The sequence below is a fragment of the Levilactobacillus namurensis genome, from assembly GCF_032197885.1.
Lineage (GTDB): Bacteria > Bacillota > Bacilli > Lactobacillales > Lactobacillaceae > Levilactobacillus > Levilactobacillus namurensis_A.
Genome location: NZ_CP134159.1, coordinates 1120779 through 1136628, shown reverse-complemented (window position 1 = coordinate 1136628; position 15850 = coordinate 1120779). Strand labels below are relative to the sequence as shown.

16 protein-coding genes are annotated in these 15850 nt (G+C 51.6%); 7 read left to right on the top strand and 9 right to left on the bottom strand.

Annotated features, from left to right (window positions below; genetic code table 11):
- Positions 1–83: 83 nt before the first annotated feature.
- Positions 84–1643, bottom strand: a complete 1560-nt coding sequence (locus RIN67_RS05450; protein ID WP_264999044.1) for a DUF5776 domain-containing protein — start codon at positions 1641–1643, stop codon at positions 84–86.
- A gap of 15 nt (positions 1644–1658) precedes the next feature.
- Positions 1659–1877, bottom strand: coding sequence for a hypothetical protein (locus tag RIN67_RS05445; RefSeq protein ID WP_264999045.1), 219 nt, complete (start codon positions 1875–1877; stop codon positions 1659–1661).
- A 377-nt stretch (positions 1878–2254) separates the two neighbouring features.
- On the opposite strand from RIN67_RS05445, the gene RIN67_RS05440 reads away from it, so the two are divergent.
- The gene (locus tag RIN67_RS05440; RefSeq protein WP_024746540.1) at positions 2255–2581 is read left to right on the top strand and encodes a PepSY domain-containing protein; all 327 of its coding nucleotides are present in this window, start codon (positions 2255–2257) and stop codon (positions 2579–2581) included.
- Between the two features lie 175 nt (positions 2582–2756).
- On the opposite strand, the gene RIN67_RS05435 is transcribed toward RIN67_RS05440, so the two are convergent.
- On the bottom strand, positions 2757–3260 hold the full coding sequence (locus tag RIN67_RS05435; RefSeq protein WP_024746541.1) for a universal stress protein: 504 nt from the start codon (positions 3258–3260) through the stop codon (positions 2757–2759).
- A 39-nt stretch (positions 3261–3299) separates the two neighbouring features.
- Entirely contained in the window at positions 3300–4700 is a 1401-nt protein-coding gene (gene pepV, locus RIN67_RS05430) for a dipeptidase PepV (protein ID WP_264999047.1), read from the bottom strand.
- 141 nt (positions 4701–4841) lie between these two features.
- On the opposite strand from pepV, the gene RIN67_RS05425 reads away from it, so the two are divergent.
- On the top strand, positions 4842–5669 hold the full coding sequence (locus RIN67_RS05425) for an NAD(P)H-hydrate dehydratase (RefSeq protein ID WP_264999048.1): 828 nt from the start codon (positions 4842–4844) through the stop codon (positions 5667–5669).
- Between the two features lie 65 nt (positions 5670–5734).
- Here the strand turns inward: RIN67_RS05425 and RIN67_RS05420 are convergent, their stop codons facing one another.
- Together RIN67_RS05420 and RIN67_RS05415 are read right to left on the bottom strand one after the other, a co-directional pair.
- Positions 5735–6424 carry a pseudouridine synthase domain-containing protein gene (locus RIN67_RS05420; protein WP_264999049.1) on the bottom strand — a complete coding sequence of 230 codons (690 nt, stop codon included), beginning with the start codon at positions 6422–6424 and terminating at the stop codon, positions 5735–5737.
- A gap of 13 nt (positions 6425–6437) precedes the next feature.
- Positions 6438–8081, bottom strand: coding sequence for a putative polysaccharide biosynthesis protein (locus RIN67_RS05415; RefSeq protein WP_264999050.1), 1644 nt, complete (start codon positions 8079–8081; stop codon positions 6438–6440).
- Between the two features lie 241 nt (positions 8082–8322).
- On the opposite strand from RIN67_RS05415, the gene RIN67_RS05410 reads away from it, so the two are divergent.
- Both RIN67_RS05410 and RIN67_RS05405 read left to right on the top strand, forming a co-directional pair.
- Positions 8323–8646, top strand: coding sequence for a hypothetical protein (locus tag RIN67_RS05410; RefSeq protein WP_313825986.1), 324 nt, complete (start codon positions 8323–8325; stop codon positions 8644–8646).
- 102 nt (positions 8647–8748) lie between these two features.
- A complete protein-coding gene (locus RIN67_RS05405; protein ID WP_264999052.1) occupies positions 8749–9513 on the top strand; it encodes a flavodoxin family protein in 765 nt (254 codons plus the stop codon).
- 152 nt (positions 9514–9665) lie between these two features.
- Here the strand turns inward: RIN67_RS05405 and leuS are convergent, their stop codons facing one another.
- On the bottom strand, positions 9666–12098 hold the full coding sequence (gene leuS, locus RIN67_RS05400) for a leucine--tRNA ligase (protein ID WP_264999053.1): 2433 nt from the start codon (positions 12096–12098) through the stop codon (positions 9666–9668).
- Positions 12099–12496: 398 nt separating this feature from the next.
- Here leuS and RIN67_RS05395 point away from each other — a divergent pair, with 398 nt between their 5' ends.
- On the top strand, positions 12497–13135 hold the full coding sequence (locus RIN67_RS05395) for a phosphatase PAP2 family protein (RefSeq protein WP_264999054.1): 639 nt from the start codon (positions 12497–12499) through the stop codon (positions 13133–13135).
- Positions 13135–13701, top strand: a complete 567-nt coding sequence (gene mnmM / locus RIN67_RS05390) for a tRNA 5-(aminomethyl)-2-thiouridylate-methyltransferase MnmM (RefSeq protein ID WP_264999055.1) — start codon at positions 13135–13137, stop codon at positions 13699–13701. The genes RIN67_RS05395 and mnmM overlap by 1 nt, the downstream gene beginning before the upstream one ends.
- Before the next feature lie 96 nt (positions 13702–13797).
- On the opposite strand, the gene RIN67_RS05385 is transcribed toward mnmM, so the two are convergent.
- Entirely contained in the window at positions 13798–14514 is a 717-nt protein-coding gene (locus RIN67_RS05385; RefSeq protein WP_264999056.1) for an SDR family NAD(P)-dependent oxidoreductase, read from the bottom strand.
- Between the two features lie 152 nt (positions 14515–14666).
- On the opposite strand from RIN67_RS05385, the gene RIN67_RS05380 reads away from it, so the two are divergent.
- Positions 14667–14912 (top strand): hypothetical protein, encoded by a 246-nt coding sequence (locus RIN67_RS05380; RefSeq protein ID WP_024746552.1) that lies wholly within the window; start codon positions 14667–14669, stop codon positions 14910–14912.
- Between the two features lie 54 nt (positions 14913–14966).
- Here RIN67_RS05380 and RIN67_RS05375 read toward each other — a convergent pair whose 3' ends face one another.
- Positions 14967–15710: an adaptor protein MecA gene (locus tag RIN67_RS05375; protein ID WP_264999057.1), complete on the bottom strand. Its 744-nt coding sequence runs from the start codon at positions 15708–15710 to the stop codon at positions 14967–14969.
- Positions 15711–15850 lie beyond the last annotated feature (140 nt).

Sequence of the window (15850 nt, the reverse complement as noted above, 5' to 3'; positions counted from 1 at the left end):
TTCCCCGCCCGGCTAGCCTTCTCGTCACCAAAAAGAAAACACCGATTAAGCTGCCTAGCGCAACTTTTATCGGTGTCAATTCCTTATTTGATGACCTTAACCTGAGTCCGGTTAGCGGTGATGTACCCGCCATCCACGTGATAACGTAAGACGTCCTTGCGACTAAAGTCACGACTGACCGCGTAATCCCATCCGCGAACGGCTAGTTTCTGGCCCTTCCGGTAGTGGTGGTTGATTCGTTTAAGATTGACCGTGGTGTAACGATTTATGGCTTTCTTGGTCTGTACGCGTTTAACCATCGTTTGTTGCCCGCTGATGACTAACTTCTTGTTTGCTGTGACATACTGGCCGTTCGTCAGTTGCATCCGCGTCGTCAAATGATGCCGTACAAGCTTCTTGACCTTCAGAACTTGACCTTGGCGGTAATGCTTAGTCCGCTTGGTCAGGTCCTTGTTTTGGTAGGCGTTGACCCCTGCTGGATTAATCACCGTCAAAGTCTTTTGCTTGGTTTGGTAATAAACGGGCGCGGTATAGGTCGCGTTAGCGGTGATGTACCCTTTCTTCCCGTACGTCGTGCTTTGGTGGTTCACGTCTTTGACGCGGTAACGTAGCGCCCCCGTCTTAGAAGTGGCGTAATCCGTGACCACAAACATTGGCCGGTTGATTCGCGACTGTTTAGCGTACCATTGCCGCCGCGTCTTCGTAGAGAAGTTGCGACTGCTGTACAGCCCAATCTTCTTCGTCGCGTACACAGCCGTCCCCTTCTTAGCCGGCGTTACCGCCGCCCCAGCTTCCCCAGCTGTGACCTCATCATCTTGATTGGGCGTGGTGACCTCTGGTTGTTCGGGAAGAATTGGCGTTACCGGTGTGGTTGGGAGCGTAGGCTTCTCCGGTGTCACTGGTTTATCCGGATCAGGATCCGGCGTTGGTTCTGGATCTGGTGTCACTGGTTTAGCCGGTTCAATGGGATTGGTCGGCGTCGTCGCCGTTTCCCCATCATCAAAAGCGAAGGCAACTGGCATCATGATCACCAGATTCAACGTCTTCAGTCCCGTCTTCGGATCCGTCGAAACCAACCAATCCGCTGGCGATTCTAACAGTTCTCGCGTGCTCTGCTCGCTTCCTTGCGCGTCCACCTTCGTCAGGTCCAAGTCCCGGTTGGTCAGGCCATACTGTGTCGCTACTTGGTTAGTCCCGTCTTGCGACGTCGAGTACATCAGCGTGTTAAAGGTCTTGTCATCAGTCAAAGCCGTTTCATAAGCCTTAGGCATCCACTCGCCACCTTCACGCTCTCCAGCCGCATCAATGTAAGCCTTGATTTGCGGGTAATCGGCCACATAGTCCGCTCGGGTATAACGACCCTCGAGGTATAATTGTGTGCTTTTAATGGTCCAAGCGACAAACCCTGCCGCTTGTGCCATTTGGTCGACCGTTGTCGCGATATCCATGTCGGATTCGCCATTAATAGCTGCCGTAAATTCAGCAACCGTTTCTCCCTTTTTTAGCGTCAAATCTCCCATTAACGGGTTAAACGCATTACGAATAACCTCTTTGGACATGCCGCTAGGATACGTAAGACCGTCCATGTACGCATCGTCTGCTAATTGTTCTTTGGTCAGTGTTTCAGGTAAGCCCGCCACCATGGGGTTCAGTGCCGTTCACCACTGCCCCTTAGACCAAGCGTAACTTAAAGGCAGCGTAACCTCACCAATATCGTAAGTTGTGGTATCTTCTGCCGTCGTCTTTTGTTTTTTAGTTACCGTTGTGGGTGTCGTTTCTGCTTGCGCGATTACTGGGGATAGAGCCCCCGAAGACCCGACTGCCATGGTTAAGACTGCCGTTGCAATTAGTAATTTTTTAAGTTGTTTGGTTGCCATTTTATGAGTCACCACCGTATTTAATGTTAGCGCTTTATCATCCGATAAAAGCAGTATATCATGAACTTTATCCATTTCATAGTTTTAATCTGAACATCGTTAAACATTCACTATCTTTGTTGATTATCCCATCATTCAAAGCCTTTAGTCTTGGCGACTTTCAACGTCTTTGAGGATAAATAAGTTCCAGAACAAACTAACTTTTTCAGAACAGATAGCACTTAAGTCGATTCGGTCTGGCCCATGAAACCTCGTAGCTCAGAATTTTAAAGCAAATTCTGGCACATTACGGGCAGTTCTGCCCAAAAGTTGCTATACTTAAGGTGGATGTGGTGGTAACATTGCCCAATATAACAATTGTTTAAGGAGGCGGTCTGATGGCTGCTAGAAATGGACAACTCTATCAATTAAGTCTTACCGGTGTTCTCGGGGGGATTATGGGCATCTTCATCACCCAATTATTCAAGGGTGCGGCACATTTAGATCCCGATACGATTCTAGACCGGGTCAAGCGCCAGTTCCGCCAAGAGTCCCCCATTGAGGGGGCTTGGATCGAGCATCAAACGGTCCCTTACCAAAAGTTCGCGGTCAAGACCCGGGTCTACTACGGGGGAATTAACCGTTACGAAGACGATCAGTTGGTTCAATACCAATTTATCGCCGATGCTAAGACGGGCAGTGTACTGGACATCCACCGTCTCTAATCATTTCGACATAAATAAGGCCCAGGGAGAGTAATCCCTGAGTCTTTTTCTAAGTCCAGGATAAAATTCCCGGACCTCTAACTAGACGATTCTAAAACGTGGGACCAAAGGCAGTTAAGCGAAGCTAGCTACCTTTGGTCCCACTCTTCTAATCTTAGAATTTTTCTGTTTTCAGTTACTGGATAACGGATGACCGCAACTTCTTGGTGTGATTCTTCAAGTCCGTCCGTACTAGCAGTACATCACAGACTGCGTTGCTGATCACGTAACCCGCTGTAGAACCCAGTACCATTCGTTCGACCACGTTAGCTCCCGTTGCACCTAACATCACCAGGTCCGCTCCAAATTCTTGCGGTAGGGTCCTCGCCAGGTCCGTCTTCGCGTTACCATAATAAACCGATGTCACGACCTGTTCGACCCCAGCATCTTGGGCCTGTTGCCGGTAACGCTGAACCAAGTCCTCAAACCGTTGCCGCGATTCATCCATGATCTTTTGATCAACGTATCCAAACCCGACTTCATTACTTCCCAGTCCAACGTACTGTCCCCCGCGCAAGACCGTCACAATGATAAGTTCAGCCTGATTTCGCTGAGCCACCGCAATGGCCTTTTCAATCGCCCGCTTGGCTTGGCGCGAGCCGTCCACTCCGACTAAAATGTGTTGATATTGTTGGGTCATCGTCATCAATCTCTTTCCATTTAGATTTTGACTTATCGCCTACTTGGTCAGCTCGTAGATGGCTTGACCATAGATGGCCATCGCCTTCAGCAAGTCGGCTTCCGGTTGAAACTCGTCGGCCTTATGCATGGTATCTTGGGTACCAGGGAAGAGTGCCCCAAAGGCAACGCCCCGCTTCATCAGCCGACCGTAAGTCCCGCCACCAACGACTTCTGGTTGGGCCGTGGTATCGCCGGTCTGTTGCCGATAAACGTCCATTAATGTCGCCACGATTGGGTCACTCGGATCTACGTAATGGGGCACCATTTCTCGACCCTGTTCAACGGTTACGTCCATGGTTGCCGTGGCCTGCTTCAAGCCGGCCAGGATGGTCGCAGCACCTGTGCCCGTGGGGTAACGGAAGTTCGTGTTGATGAGGCCCGCTTCACCCGCCTTAAACGTCATGATACCAACGTTCATGGTCAGGTCACCCATGACCTTATCCGTGTATGCTAACCCTAATTTATGTGCTCGAGAATCGTCATGCAATTGATCTGCCAGCAGATTCAAGAAGTGGTGCGCATCACCACCGAACGCATAAGGCGCCAAGAACGTGGCCAGATAAGTTCCGGCGTTGATACCGTTCTTCGGTTCCATTCCATGAGCGGCCTTCCCTACCACGTGTAGGTGCAGGCGTTGGCCATCAACCGTTACCTCACCCGTAACGGGAGCTTGCGCCAAAAAGGCATCGAAGTCCGCGGCTAACTTAGCGGCATCCGGAACCGTCACATCGGCTTCAGCATCGCGGGGAACCATGTTCATTCGTAACCCTGAATCAAATTCATCTAGCTTATAATCCCCATCGTTACGTCCCTTAAAGTGCGTCTCGAACGTTACGTTGCCTTTTTCCCCGTTAATTAACGGAAATTCGGCATCCGGAGAGAAGCCTAAAGTGGGCGCCGGTTCCAGATCCAAGTAATGGTTCATCCCCGTCCAGTCACTCTCTTCATCCGTTCCGATAATGAACCGCACCTTCATCTTGGGAACGATTCCTTGATCCTTTAACATCCGCAATCCGTAGTAGGCTGCTAAAGCGGGGCCTTTATCATCGGAAGTCCCCCGACCGTACAGGTTGCCATCCTTAGCCGTCAACGTGAATGGATCCGTCTGCCAGCCCTTGCCAGCCGGCATAACGTCCGCGTGCCCCAAAATGGCTAGGGTTTCATCGCCGGACCCGTATTCCACGTACCCCGCCAGATTATCCAGATTCTTAACGGTGAAACCATCGCGTTTGGCGATGGCCAAGAACGCCGCTAAGGCTTTGGCTGGTCCTGGTCCCAGTGGAAAGTCCGCCGTTGCCTGTGAATCATCCCGTGAGCTATCGATGCTCACCAGTGTTTTTAGATCCGCCACGTAGTCGTCGCGGTATTGTTGTGCCAGTTTTTGCCAATCAAGTACCATAATTGCCCCTCCTTGAATGTTGTGTGGTCCCATGATCACCACGTTTAACCCTAATTCTAGCATACCGGCCAACCGTTTTCATCTGCCAGCTCCGGGCATGCTATACTGGGGATACAGAGATCAATTTTAGGAGGGGTTTTTATGGAAACACTCACAGCCGCCATCCTACCGCAAACGATTCGTCAACGGCCAGCTAACAGTCACAAAGGGACGTATGGTCGCGTGACCCTAGTCGGTGGTAACCGTAACTTTGGCGGAGCCATTCTAATGGCCAGCGCTGCGGCCGTTTATGCCGGCGCCGGGTTGGTCACCACCATCACCGATGCCAGTAACCAAAGCAGCCTGCACGCCCGACTTCCAGAAGCCATGTTTGCCGATATGCGTCAAACCACTCAACTGACTGACTTGGTTGCCGGCGCCGACGTGGTGGTCATCGGTCCCGGATTAGGCACCGATGACGCCGCGTTAGCGACGCTACAACAAGTCTTCCAGACAGTCACGGCGCAACAGACCTTGGTCATCGATGGGTCCGCCATTACATTGGTCGCCCAACATCACCTGGCCCTACCAGCCGTTCCCCTGGTCTTGACACCTCACCAGATGGAATGGCAACGCTTAAGCGGCATCGCCATTGCTGATCAGACCCCCGAGCGTAACCGGGAAGCCGCCAATCAACTTAACGCGACTGTCGTGGTCAAGTCACATCGCACCCAAATTTATACGCCAACTGGTAGCTTTCAAAATCCCTTGGGCACTCCCGCCCAAGCGACCGGAGGGATGGGTGACACACTAGCGGGCATGGTCGGTGGCTTCCTTGCCCAATTCGCCAATCACCAAGACGCCGTTTTGGCGGCCGTCTACACTCATAGTGCCATTGCTGAAGCGTTGGCCGCGAGCCAGTATGTGGTGTTGCCCCACCAGATTATTGACGCATTGCCCCAGTACATGCACGACCATCAAGCACACTAACTGAACAAAACCTGTTTACTGTAAAAGGGCCCGGAAGTGACTTCCGGGCCCTTTAGTCTAATTTTTTAAAGTACCGTATCGCCTGTGGGAACCATGACGGCATCAATCTCGGGTTCAAATAGTCCCCGATACGTGCCCGTAGATAGGTCCACCGGTAACTGTAAGGGCCCGATGGCCGTCCGCACCACGGCACCGCTCACGTGCGCTAAGCCCAACAACGCTGTCGTGGCGACCGCCACCTGGTGGGTCTGAACCGTGACGACCTGATAACGCTGTAAGTCGTGCGTTACCAGTTGTGCTTGCTGACAAGCTGCCAGCGTCTTCAGATCCGTGTCTTGTAGCGCCGTCCCGGTAACCCGCACCTCTAACGCACTCGGCCAGTGAGCAGCCTGAACGTCTGCCAAAAAGTGGGCATCGTCACTTAGGAGGACCAAACCAGCGACCTCCTTGGGTAGGTCCGCCAAGACCTGTAAGGACCGCTCCTGGTCTAACACGTTCAAAAGACTGCCGACACTATGGGCCACCGTAGCCCGCAGGTCGTTAACGACCCCTACCGGTTTATTCAGCATCAAATATTGCGGCTGTCGACCCGTGACGGCTAACCCGTCTACGGCGACCTCATCATCCGCCGTCACACTCTGGCGTCCACTATCAGCGACCGTTTCGTTGACCGTCACTCGTCCCTGCCGCAATAACCGAAAGATCTGTCGGGGCGTTCCCTGATGGTGTGTTGTTAAATAGTGTTCCAAATTCACGCAAGTCCGCCTCCTAACGAATATGCAAACGTCGTCGTAAACCGGCCATCCGTGGTCCCATGATGGTGTCGGCCAGCCGACTGTGCAACATGGTGTAGACGTAGAAGCCGCCACCTAAGACCGCAGCTACAGCCGTGATCACGAAGCTGGTCATTCGGCCATCCCCTAACAGGGCTGCACCACCCCAGACCACCAACCGGGCAATCACGAAGGTCACAATAGCGGACAATAGGATGCCGTTACTCTGCTTCGCAATCGTCACGTAATAGATGCCGAATTGAACGTTGAGCGAATGGATAATCAGGTAACAAGTCACTAAGAACCCGACCCCCGTCGCCATGAGCGGTCCAAACGCACCAAAGACGTACACTAACGGCCACTGCACCACGAACTTAACGACCGTCCCAACTAAGAAGTACTTCACGGCCCGCCGGTTCTGCGAAATTCCCTGCATCAGTGCTGAGACAACCGTATAGAGCCCTAAGATAATCGACAGGTAGGATGAAAATGCCAGAATCGACGCGCCTAGTGCTTCTTGGGCGTGCCCGTAGAAAACGATGTTCAAAGGCCGCGCTACGGCCGACATCCCCAATGCACTGGGAATCATCACAAATTCAAACATCAAAAAGGCATTGGTCAACTGACCGGATATTTCTCGCTTGTTGCCCCAAGTGTAGGCTTCCGACAACAGGGGCACCACCGTAATCGCCAGTGCTGAGGCCAACGAAATCGTAATCATAATAATCTTATTGGCGTTAACCCCGAATAACGCGAATAAATCATTCAGGTACGTATCGGAATAATTACCCGCTAAGTGCATGATTGGGGCAAAGGTGTATTGGTCGATCAGTTGGAAGATGGTAATACCGGCCCCCAAAACAATAAAGGGAACGGCCTGTGCCACAATTTCTCGGTATAGTTGGTTAGCGGGTACGACCAAGGCGTTGTTACTATGACGAACCAGCGCCTGAAAGTGGCCCCGACGTCGCCAGTAGTAGACGCCGAGAATCAAGAGCCCACATAGCGCACCGACCGCCGCCGCTAAGGTCGACTGAGCAACCGCCGTCACCCAATCCCCCTTGAGGACCTTCATGATCAGAAACGCCGTGATCAACATGTACGCGACCCGGGCTAGCTGTTCCACAAATTGAGAAATTGCGGACGGCGCCATCTGCTGAAAGCCTTGGAAGTATCCCCGGGTGAGACTCATTGTGGGAATAATCAAAATGGCCCAGGCTAACGAATGCAGTACCGGAATCAGATTGTCATCTCCTCCGGTAAACAAACCAGCGCCGAAGTACATTAGCGCCGCAATGGCGACCCCAGTACCTACCGCAATCACCAGCCCCCGTTGATATAAACGTACACTAATGCCGTATTCGTTCAAAGCATTATAATGGGCCACCTGCTTGGCAATTGCCGAAGGGACCCCCGCAATCGCCGCAATGAGAAAGAAGCTGTAGATGTTGTAGCCCTTCCCATACAGCGCATTCCCCTGTAAGAAGAAGGAACCGAACCAGATACTCCAGGGGATAATGTAGACGGCGCCTAAGATTCGCGAGAAGATACTTCCCGCCGTCATCCAGGCTGACCCAGCTACCATTTGTTCCTGAGCGTTCACGGATTGGCTTTCCGTTTGATCAGATCTTGCCGACATTTGACACCCTACTTTCGCTTGGTAAATTCAACGCGCTCATGCACCCTATTAAAAAGAATGCTAATCAAACCAATATTATACCATAGCCCTTTGCGCACAAGTGACCAGTTTCGGTTAAGATTTACTAATCCACCGTCAAAAGTCCGGCTTCAATGGCCTCCCACTTACCGAATTCGCTTAACAGTGGTATTCTAGAGGTAGTTTAAAGTAACTTGGTGACTGTATTAAGGAGGCAGACCAGATGGCACAAAGTGCAACTGGAACTACTGCTGCTCCGCAGATGCAAATGTCCCCGGAGCGTGCACACGAAGTAGTTCTTATGACGCAACAGATTCGCCGGAACTTCCCAGAGATTTCCGACGTGCCTGATGACCAGTTGTTGTATACAACATGGCGGAGTTTTAAGCGTATCAATCAGACTAGTGACAGCGATTATCACACCATGGCAAAAGTCTTTTTCCGGGAATTCGATCGGCACCTCTTGAACTATCAATTCTCTAAGGCGGGTGAAGAAGTTGCGGTGCGGCGCCGTTTCTTCGCCATCTTAACTGATCTATTCCAATAAAATGTCGTGAGTCCCATACCCCTATGCGGTTGTGGGACTTTCGTTTATCCTCAGGGTTGCGCTATACTAATGACGTGGATCAAGGAAATGGGGGGTTAGTTAATGCGCTACTTAGCAATTTTAGGGAGTCACGAACGGAAAGGCATCACTGCTGGGTATCTAACAGCCGTCCTTCAGGCACTGCCGGAAGAGGCTACCGTGGAAACCGTGTTCTTACGCGACTACGACATCTATCCAGACACTAAGGAGCAATCTTGTCCGGCATTGGACGAACTGGAGGCCAAGATGGCGGCCAGTGATTTCTGGATCCTGTGTGCCCCGACCTATTGGGGCGGACTCTCTGGGGTGATGAAACAGTTCTTCGACTGCATGCGATTCCGGTTAGTTCGGATGAATTCTGTAGGCGACACCCTACCCGGTAAGTATCAGAACAAGCATTATCTTAGTATGACGACCTGCTTCATTAGTTCAACTGACAACTTCTTTACAGGTATCACGGATCAGACCTTCGTCACGTTCGACCGGGTCATGACCGGCGCCGGGTTGATTAAAGTCGGTGAGTTTGTCGGTACCGGGACCTGGGGCACCCAAGCCCCGCGACCCGAAAAGTTGCGAGAATGTACCCGGTGGGGGCATAAAATCGCCGACCGGCCACGAAAGGATGATAACACTTTGAAACGCTACATATTACTCTTCATCATGATTGCGGCCATGGCACTAGTAACCATGGGGCTTCAAGCTTGGTGGCTGGGTGTCTTTGCACCGGGTAAGTTCTGGATCACCTACCTTAGCTTCGTTGTGATTTTCTACGTCCTGCTGGCAGCGCTCCTGCACTTCTTTACGTTCGTTCGGCATCGCCGCCGTTAACTGCTTACCCTTTAATTGTAAAGAGTCCTAATGGTCAAGGTATCTGAACACGTCTGGCTGGGTCAGCAACTTTATCAACTCGGCTGGATGAGTCCACTTAAAAAGACGATTCAACGGCTTTTGCACGTTGAATCGTCTTTTTTTAAACCATTTTAGTTGGCCACAATGTTGACTAGTTTTCCTGGAACAACAATCACTTTACGAATCGTCTTGCCATCGGTGTGCGCCTTGACGGTTTCGTCCGCCAACGCAACCTTTTCAATGGCGTCTTTATCAGCATCCTTGGCCACCTTCAAGTGTGCCCGGACCTTACCATTGACTTGAACGACCATTTCGATAACGTCTTCCACTAACTGCTTCGGATCATAAGTTGGCCACTTAGCGTAAGCAATCGTTTCCTCATGCCCCATCAAGGACCAGAGTTCTTCCGCGATGTGCGGCGCGATTGGTGACAACATCTTGACGAAGCCTTCCATGTAAATCAACGGTAGGCTGTCCGCCTTGTATGCGTCATTGACGAAGACCATCAATTGCGAGATAGCGACGTTAAAGCGCATGTTCTCGATGTCATCCGTGACCGTCTTGACCGTCTGGTTGTAACTCTTGTCCAGCGTTCCGTCGTTGATCATCGTGACCCGGTCGCGCAGGTGGTTGTTATCATCGATCAATAACCGCCAAACCCGATCTAACCAACGCCGAGAGCCATTGATGCCTTCCGTGCTCCATGGCTTGGAAGCTTCCAGTGGTCCCATGAACATTTCGTACAACCGCAGCGTATCGGCCCCTTGCTTCTCGACGATTTCATCAGGGTTGATAACGTTCCCCTTAGACTTAGACATCTTTTCGTGGTTGGTTCCTAAGATCATCCCTTGGTTGACTAACTTCTGGAATGGTTCCTTAGTCGGCACAACCCCTAAGTCGTACAGGAACTTATGCCAGAACCGTGCATACAGCAAGTGCAGTACCGCGTGTTCCGCTCCACCGATGTACAGATCAACAGGCATCCAGTACTTCAGCTTCTCTGGATCCGCAATCATCTTATCGTTGTGCGGATCGACGTACCGCAAGAAGTACCAAGAACTCCCTGCCCATTGTGGCATGGTGTTGGTTTCCCGCTTACCTTTACGGCCATTCTTATCGACCACGTTGACCCAGTCGTCCAAGTTTGCCAATGGGCTTTCACCCGTTCCAGACGGCTCAAGTTGCTTAGCCGCTGGTAACCGTAATGGCAACTCGTCTTCGGGAACCAGCGTCGTCTCGCCGTCTTCCCAGTGGATAACGGGAATCGGTTCACCCCAGTAGCGTTGCCGTGAGAAGATCCAATCCCGTAACCGGAAGTTGACTTGCTTGTGGCCTGCGTTGTGGTCTTCCAACCAATTGATGGCCGCCTTCATGGCGTCGGCCTTGTTCATGCCATCCATGAAGTCGGAGTTCACATGCTGACCATCGCCCGTGTAAGCGGCATCTTGGACGTCCACGTCACCGTCTTCTGGTGCAATGACTTGGATAATTGGTAACTCAAACTTCTGGGCAAAATCGTGGTCCCGGTCATCGTGTGCCGGCACCGCCATAATGGCCCCCGTCCCATAAGAAGCCAGGACATAGTCACCGATCCAGATAGGTAACTTCTTCCCCGACATAGGGTTAATCCCGTAAGCACCGGTGAAGACCCCTGACTTATCCTTGTTCAGGTCAGTCCGTTCCAGATCCGACTTATGTTCAATCGATTCCTTGTAGGCCTTAACGGCAGCCGCTTGGTCCGGCGTCGTAATCTTATCGACTAACGGATGTTCCGGTGCTAAGACCATGTAGGTCGCGCCGAATAACGTATCTGGTCGCGTCGAGTAGACTTCGATTTTCTGGTCCGCTTGCCCAGCGACTGGGAAGAAGATGCTGGCCCCTTCTGACCGGCCAATCCAGTTCCGTTGTTGTTCCTTGATGCTTTCTGGCCAATCCAAATCGTCCAGATCATCGATCAAGCGGTCCGCATAGGCCGTGATCTTCAGGACCCATTGGCGCATTGGAACCCGGTAGACGGGGTAACCGCCCCGTTCCGTCTTCCCATCGACCACTTCTTCGTTGGCCACAACGACCCCACCCATAAAGTCGGGCGCCCAGTTGACCATGATCTTATCTTCGTAAGCCAAGCCCTTCTTGTAGAGCTGTTCAAAGATCCATTGCGTCCATTTGTAGTACGATTCGTCCGTGGTGTTGATCTCACGGCTCCAGTCATAGGAGAAGCCTAACGACCGAATCTGACGCTTAAAGTTTTTAATGTTATGGGCTGTGAAGTCCTTAGGGTTGTGCCCCGTCTTCAGAGCATATTGTTCAGCCGGTAAGCCAAAGGCATCCCACCCCATGGGGTGTAAGACGTTGAATCCTCGCATCCGCTTGTACCGTGCCATGATATCCGTTGCCGTATAGCCTTCTGGATGGCCGACGTGTAAGCCTTGGCCAGAGGGGTAAGGGAACATGTCTAAGACATAGTACTTGGGCTTAGACGTGCTATCAGATGCTTCAAAAGTCTTATTGACCCGCCAGTAATGTTGCCACTTGCGTTCAATTATTTCATGTTTGTATGCCATGAATTTTCTTCCCTTCTGATAATGAAAACGTTGAGTTGAAAAAAGCCCCCAGAAAGTCGCCAAATGACGACGTTCTGTAGGGCGTTTGAGCGCGGTACCACCTACGTTTTCCCAATGTCTGGGACTCAGTGGCGGATAACGGCGCCAGACGCCCACCTTGCGGCAGAGAACACTCAGAGACAAGTTCGATTCAGTGGTCACGGATTCTCAGCCCCATCCGCTCTCTGACGGCCACATCCCATCTACTACTTCTCGTCAACGTTTTAGATAATTGGTGATTGTCCTCATCTTAGCAAACCCCCTTTAGAAAAGCAAGACACCCGGCGGATATCTCCCCTAAAATTACGAATTCGGTGTGCTATACTTGAGCTACTAATTTGTTTTGAGGAGTACACTATATGCCACGACTATCACGTTGGCGCTGGGGCCTGACTTGGGCTGCTGGCTGCCTCTTTTTGATTGACCTGTTCGGGGTCGTCTTCCACCAAGTCTGGGTCGCCCAACTCGACCAAGCCCTAATTCACCTGATTCGCCAACCGCTAAGCCACCCCTTGACGCAAGCCGTCATTGCCGTCACCACGGCGGGAAACCCCAAGCCCGTCACCTGGGTCACCATCATTCTGGTGGTTGCCTTGGTGATTGCGCGCCGATACCGTGCCAGTTTCTTCCTGCTGGTCAACGTTTTAGGCTGGGCCGGATTAGGGAACTTCATCCTAAAGAATCTGGTGCAGCGCCCGCGGCCCACCGTCAACCGACTGGTCGCGGCTAGTTCCTTTAGCTTTCCCAGCGGCCATTCCATCACCGTCATGCTCCTGTGGGGCACGGTCATCGTGCTGGCCGGGCGCTACTTACGCCAGTCTCCCGGTATTCGGTACTTAATCACCGGATTGGCCAGCCTATGGATCCTAGCCGTTGGCATCTCCCGAGTCTACGTCGGTGTCCATTACCCAACGGATGTCTTGGCCGGCTGGTTACTGGGATTCTTTCTACTAACCGTGACCCAATGGTTCTTGACCCGACATGGAGATGATTTCTAATGAATTTACCAAACGCTTTAACCTATAGTCATACCCTTTTAGAAGCTTGCGTCTACCCAGGAGCCACGGTGGTTGACGCCACTGTAGGTAACGGACACGACACGCTATTTCTCGCTCAGTTGGTGGGCCCCACCGGCCACGTCATCGGCTTTGACGTTCAAGCTGTCGCCTTAGCGCACACCCAAACACAATTGACCCTCACCGGCCAACAGTCCCGGGTCAGCTTACACCACGTCGGTCACGAACACGTTGCTGACTATTTAGCACCGGACCAAACCGTGGCCGCCGCAATCTTCAACCTGGGCTACCTTCCTGGGAGTGATAAGACCAAAATCACCCACGCCCCCACCACGCTCACCGCGGTCAAGGCCTTACTTCCGCACCTACCGCGTGGCGGGCGGGTCATCCTGGTCGTCTACGCCGGTCATCCCGGTGGCGCTACGGAAGCACAAGCCGTCCACCAATTCTGTGCGGCCCTTCCCCAAAAGACCTACCAAGTCTTACAGTATGGGTTCATCAATCAGGTGCACACGCCACCCTACCTATTGGCCATTGAACGACGTTAATTGCACTCGGCATCCCCTGTTGCGGGATGCCGTTTTGCGTTCAAAAAGACTGAGCCGTCGTGAGCGTCTCAGTCTTTTTAACCACTAGGTCTAAAGTTATTGTGCGGTGTACCCGCCGTCAGCGTTGATCACTGCACCCGTCACAATCGACGCATCATCGCTGGCTAAGAAGGCAATCACGTTCGCAATTTCAGATGGCTCGGCTAACCGGCCCACGGGCATCTTGGCGACCATGCTATCCGTGACGTCACTCGGCAGTGTCTGAAGTAGCGGCGTGTTCACGTAGCCCGGCGCCACGGCGTTGAAGCGGATCCCCTGTGGTGCGTAAGTCACGGCTTGTGACCGGGTAAAGTTCGCCACCCCGGCTTTGGCAGCCGAATAAGCCTGCGAGTTGGCCGCTCCCACGACGCCTAAAATGGAGCTCATGTTGATGACGCTGCCACTCCGTTGCTTAACCATCTGTTGGACCACGTACTTATCGGTCAAGACAACTCCGGTCAAATCAACATCGATGACCCGTTGCCAATTGGCCACGTCTAAGTCGGCGACTCCCGCTTTATGCTCGGTGATCCCCGCATTAGCCACCAAAATATCAATCTGATGATACTGGCGCACCACGGTTTCCACCAAGTTCTGCAATGAGCGTTGGTCAGTAACGTCTGTCTTCACAAACTTGATTCGAGAATCCTCCGGGGCCTCGAGATCCGCCGAAACGGCAATGGCTCCATCTTTAACCAATCGTTGACAAGTTGCCAGGCCGATTCCAGAAGATCCACCCGTCACAATGGCGACTTTTCCCGTTAACTCTGACATCTAACCACTCCTTTTAGGTTTAATTATACGACCCACTAGCAAATTATGTAACCGCTTTCTAAAAAGAACAACCATCACTACAACGTTCCCCGGGAATACCCGCTAAGGAAATTCTATGCTACACTAAGTTTAATCTTTAGGAGGTTGATTTTATGTCCCATCAAGAAAATGCCAAGTTCATTCAAGCCGCCCTACAGGCTGGCATCGCCCAAACGGAAAAGGAGCAACAGGCCGCGATGTCCACTAGCATCAACGGGTTGATTAAAGCCGGGTTCACCAAGGAACAAGTGCTGGCCATCGCTCAATTTCAATCTGCTGGTATGCAATACAATCAAGCGCTGATTGGCCATTTAAGCGTCGCTCTGCTGGACCATTTAAGTGAATCGTCGGCTAAATAAAAAGACTAGGTGTTCACTTTTTCAGCGAACATCTAGTCTTTTTTAAAATTTAAACTATTTAGCGTCTAAAAAGTAGTACCGTGTCAACTCCAGTGCCGAGTGCTCCATGACTAACTTGCCATGCTCTGCCAGGACATCTGGGGCCACCTTAGACCGGTCAGCGTACTCATAAGCCACTGACATATCGTCCTTGATGGCTTCTCGTGAAGTTTCATTTGTAAAGAAAATCAATTCTAAGTAGTAATCGCCGTTGTACTGATAGAGGTTCGAGGCCGCACTATCTAAGTGCAGGACCCGGGCCAGACTAATCATGTCCTCGAAGGCGTGTAACCGCACAACTTGGGAGACAGTCGGTTGACCATCATCATTCAGATAATCCGCAACGTCGTTACTCTCGCTCGCCGCATTCCGCCGACTCGCTTCCGCCATCGCAGAAAAGACGTTCTTCCGACGACCATCTTTACCGAGTAAGTGTTCTTTAATCTGATCCGACACTTGATCGGGGTGATCGGCGTCTACGCTGGTATCAGCCTGTTCATCGTCAACTGGCGCGTCGGGATCGACGTTCTTGCTGATAAACAGTTCCAGACCATTACGATTTGGTAAGACTTGAAACGTCACCGCATCGTTGTCTTGGAATTGATGATCAACGTCGACTTCCTCTAAGATACTATAGAAGAAACTTTCGATTTGCTTGTGGTTACCCAGCAAATCCAACACAGTGATTCCACGTTCACTGAGGTCGTCATTACCAATAACCACCCGAATCGTATTCTCATTGATTCGTTCCATTTCCATGAATAACACCCCTTTCTCGTGGGTTGGGTATTGTCCTTGTTACTCATTCTAACCGTTTTTGTGGGCTTGTAAAGCAATGCTCACAAAAAACTGGACTGCAAGTAGTATTTTCCCACAAATCCAGTTAGATGCAACTAATT

Bases quoted from the DNA above. Each gene is read 5' to 3' on its own strand.
- RIN67_RS05395 (WP_264999054.1), top strand. From the start codon at position 12,497: ATGCCACGACTATCACGTTGGCGCTGGGGCCTGACTTGGGCTGCTGGC.
- RIN67_RS05405 (WP_264999052.1), top strand. From the start codon at position 8,749: ATGCGCTACTTAGCAATTTTAGGGAGTCACGAACGGAAAGGCATCACT.
- RIN67_RS05415 (WP_264999050.1), bottom strand. From the start codon at position 8,081: ATGTCGGCAAGATCTGATCAAACGGAAAGCCAATCCGTGAACGCTCAG.
- RIN67_RS05440 (WP_024746540.1), top strand. From the start codon at position 2,255: ATGGCTGCTAGAAATGGACAACTCTATCAATTAAGTCTTACCGGTGTT.
- leuS (WP_264999053.1), bottom strand. From the start codon at position 12,098: ATGGCATACAAACATGAAATAATTGAACGCAAGTGGCAACATTACTGG.
- RIN67_RS05445 (WP_264999045.1), bottom strand. From the start codon at position 1,877: ATGGCAACCAAACAACTTAAAAAATTACTAATTGCAACGGCAGTCTTA.
- RIN67_RS05450 (WP_264999044.1), bottom strand. From the start codon at position 1,643: ATGGTGGCGGGCTTACCTGAAACACTGACCAAAGAACAATTAGCAGAC.
- RIN67_RS05380 (WP_024746552.1), top strand. From the start codon at position 14,667: ATGTCCCATCAAGAAAATGCCAAGTTCATTCAAGCCGCCCTACAGGCT.
- RIN67_RS05435 (WP_024746541.1), bottom strand. From the start codon at position 3,260: ATGACCCAACAATATCAACACATTTTAGTCGGAGTGGACGGCTCGCGC.
- mnmM (WP_264999055.1), top strand. From the start codon at position 13,135: ATGAATTTACCAAACGCTTTAACCTATAGTCATACCCTTTTAGAAGCT.
- RIN67_RS05410 (WP_313825986.1), top strand. From the start codon at position 8,323: ATGGCACAAAGTGCAACTGGAACTACTGCTGCTCCGCAGATGCAAATG.
- pepV (WP_264999047.1), bottom strand. From the start codon at position 4,700: ATGGTACTTGATTGGCAAAAACTGGCACAACAATACCGCGACGACTAC.
- RIN67_RS05375 (WP_264999057.1), bottom strand. From the start codon at position 15,710: ATGGAAATGGAACGAATCAATGAGAATACGATTCGGGTGGTTATTGGT.
- RIN67_RS05425 (WP_264999048.1), top strand. From the start codon at position 4,842: ATGGAAACACTCACAGCCGCCATCCTACCGCAAACGATTCGTCAACGG.
- RIN67_RS05385 (WP_264999056.1), bottom strand. From the start codon at position 14,514: ATGTCAGAGTTAACGGGAAAAGTCGCCATTGTGACGGGTGGATCTTCT.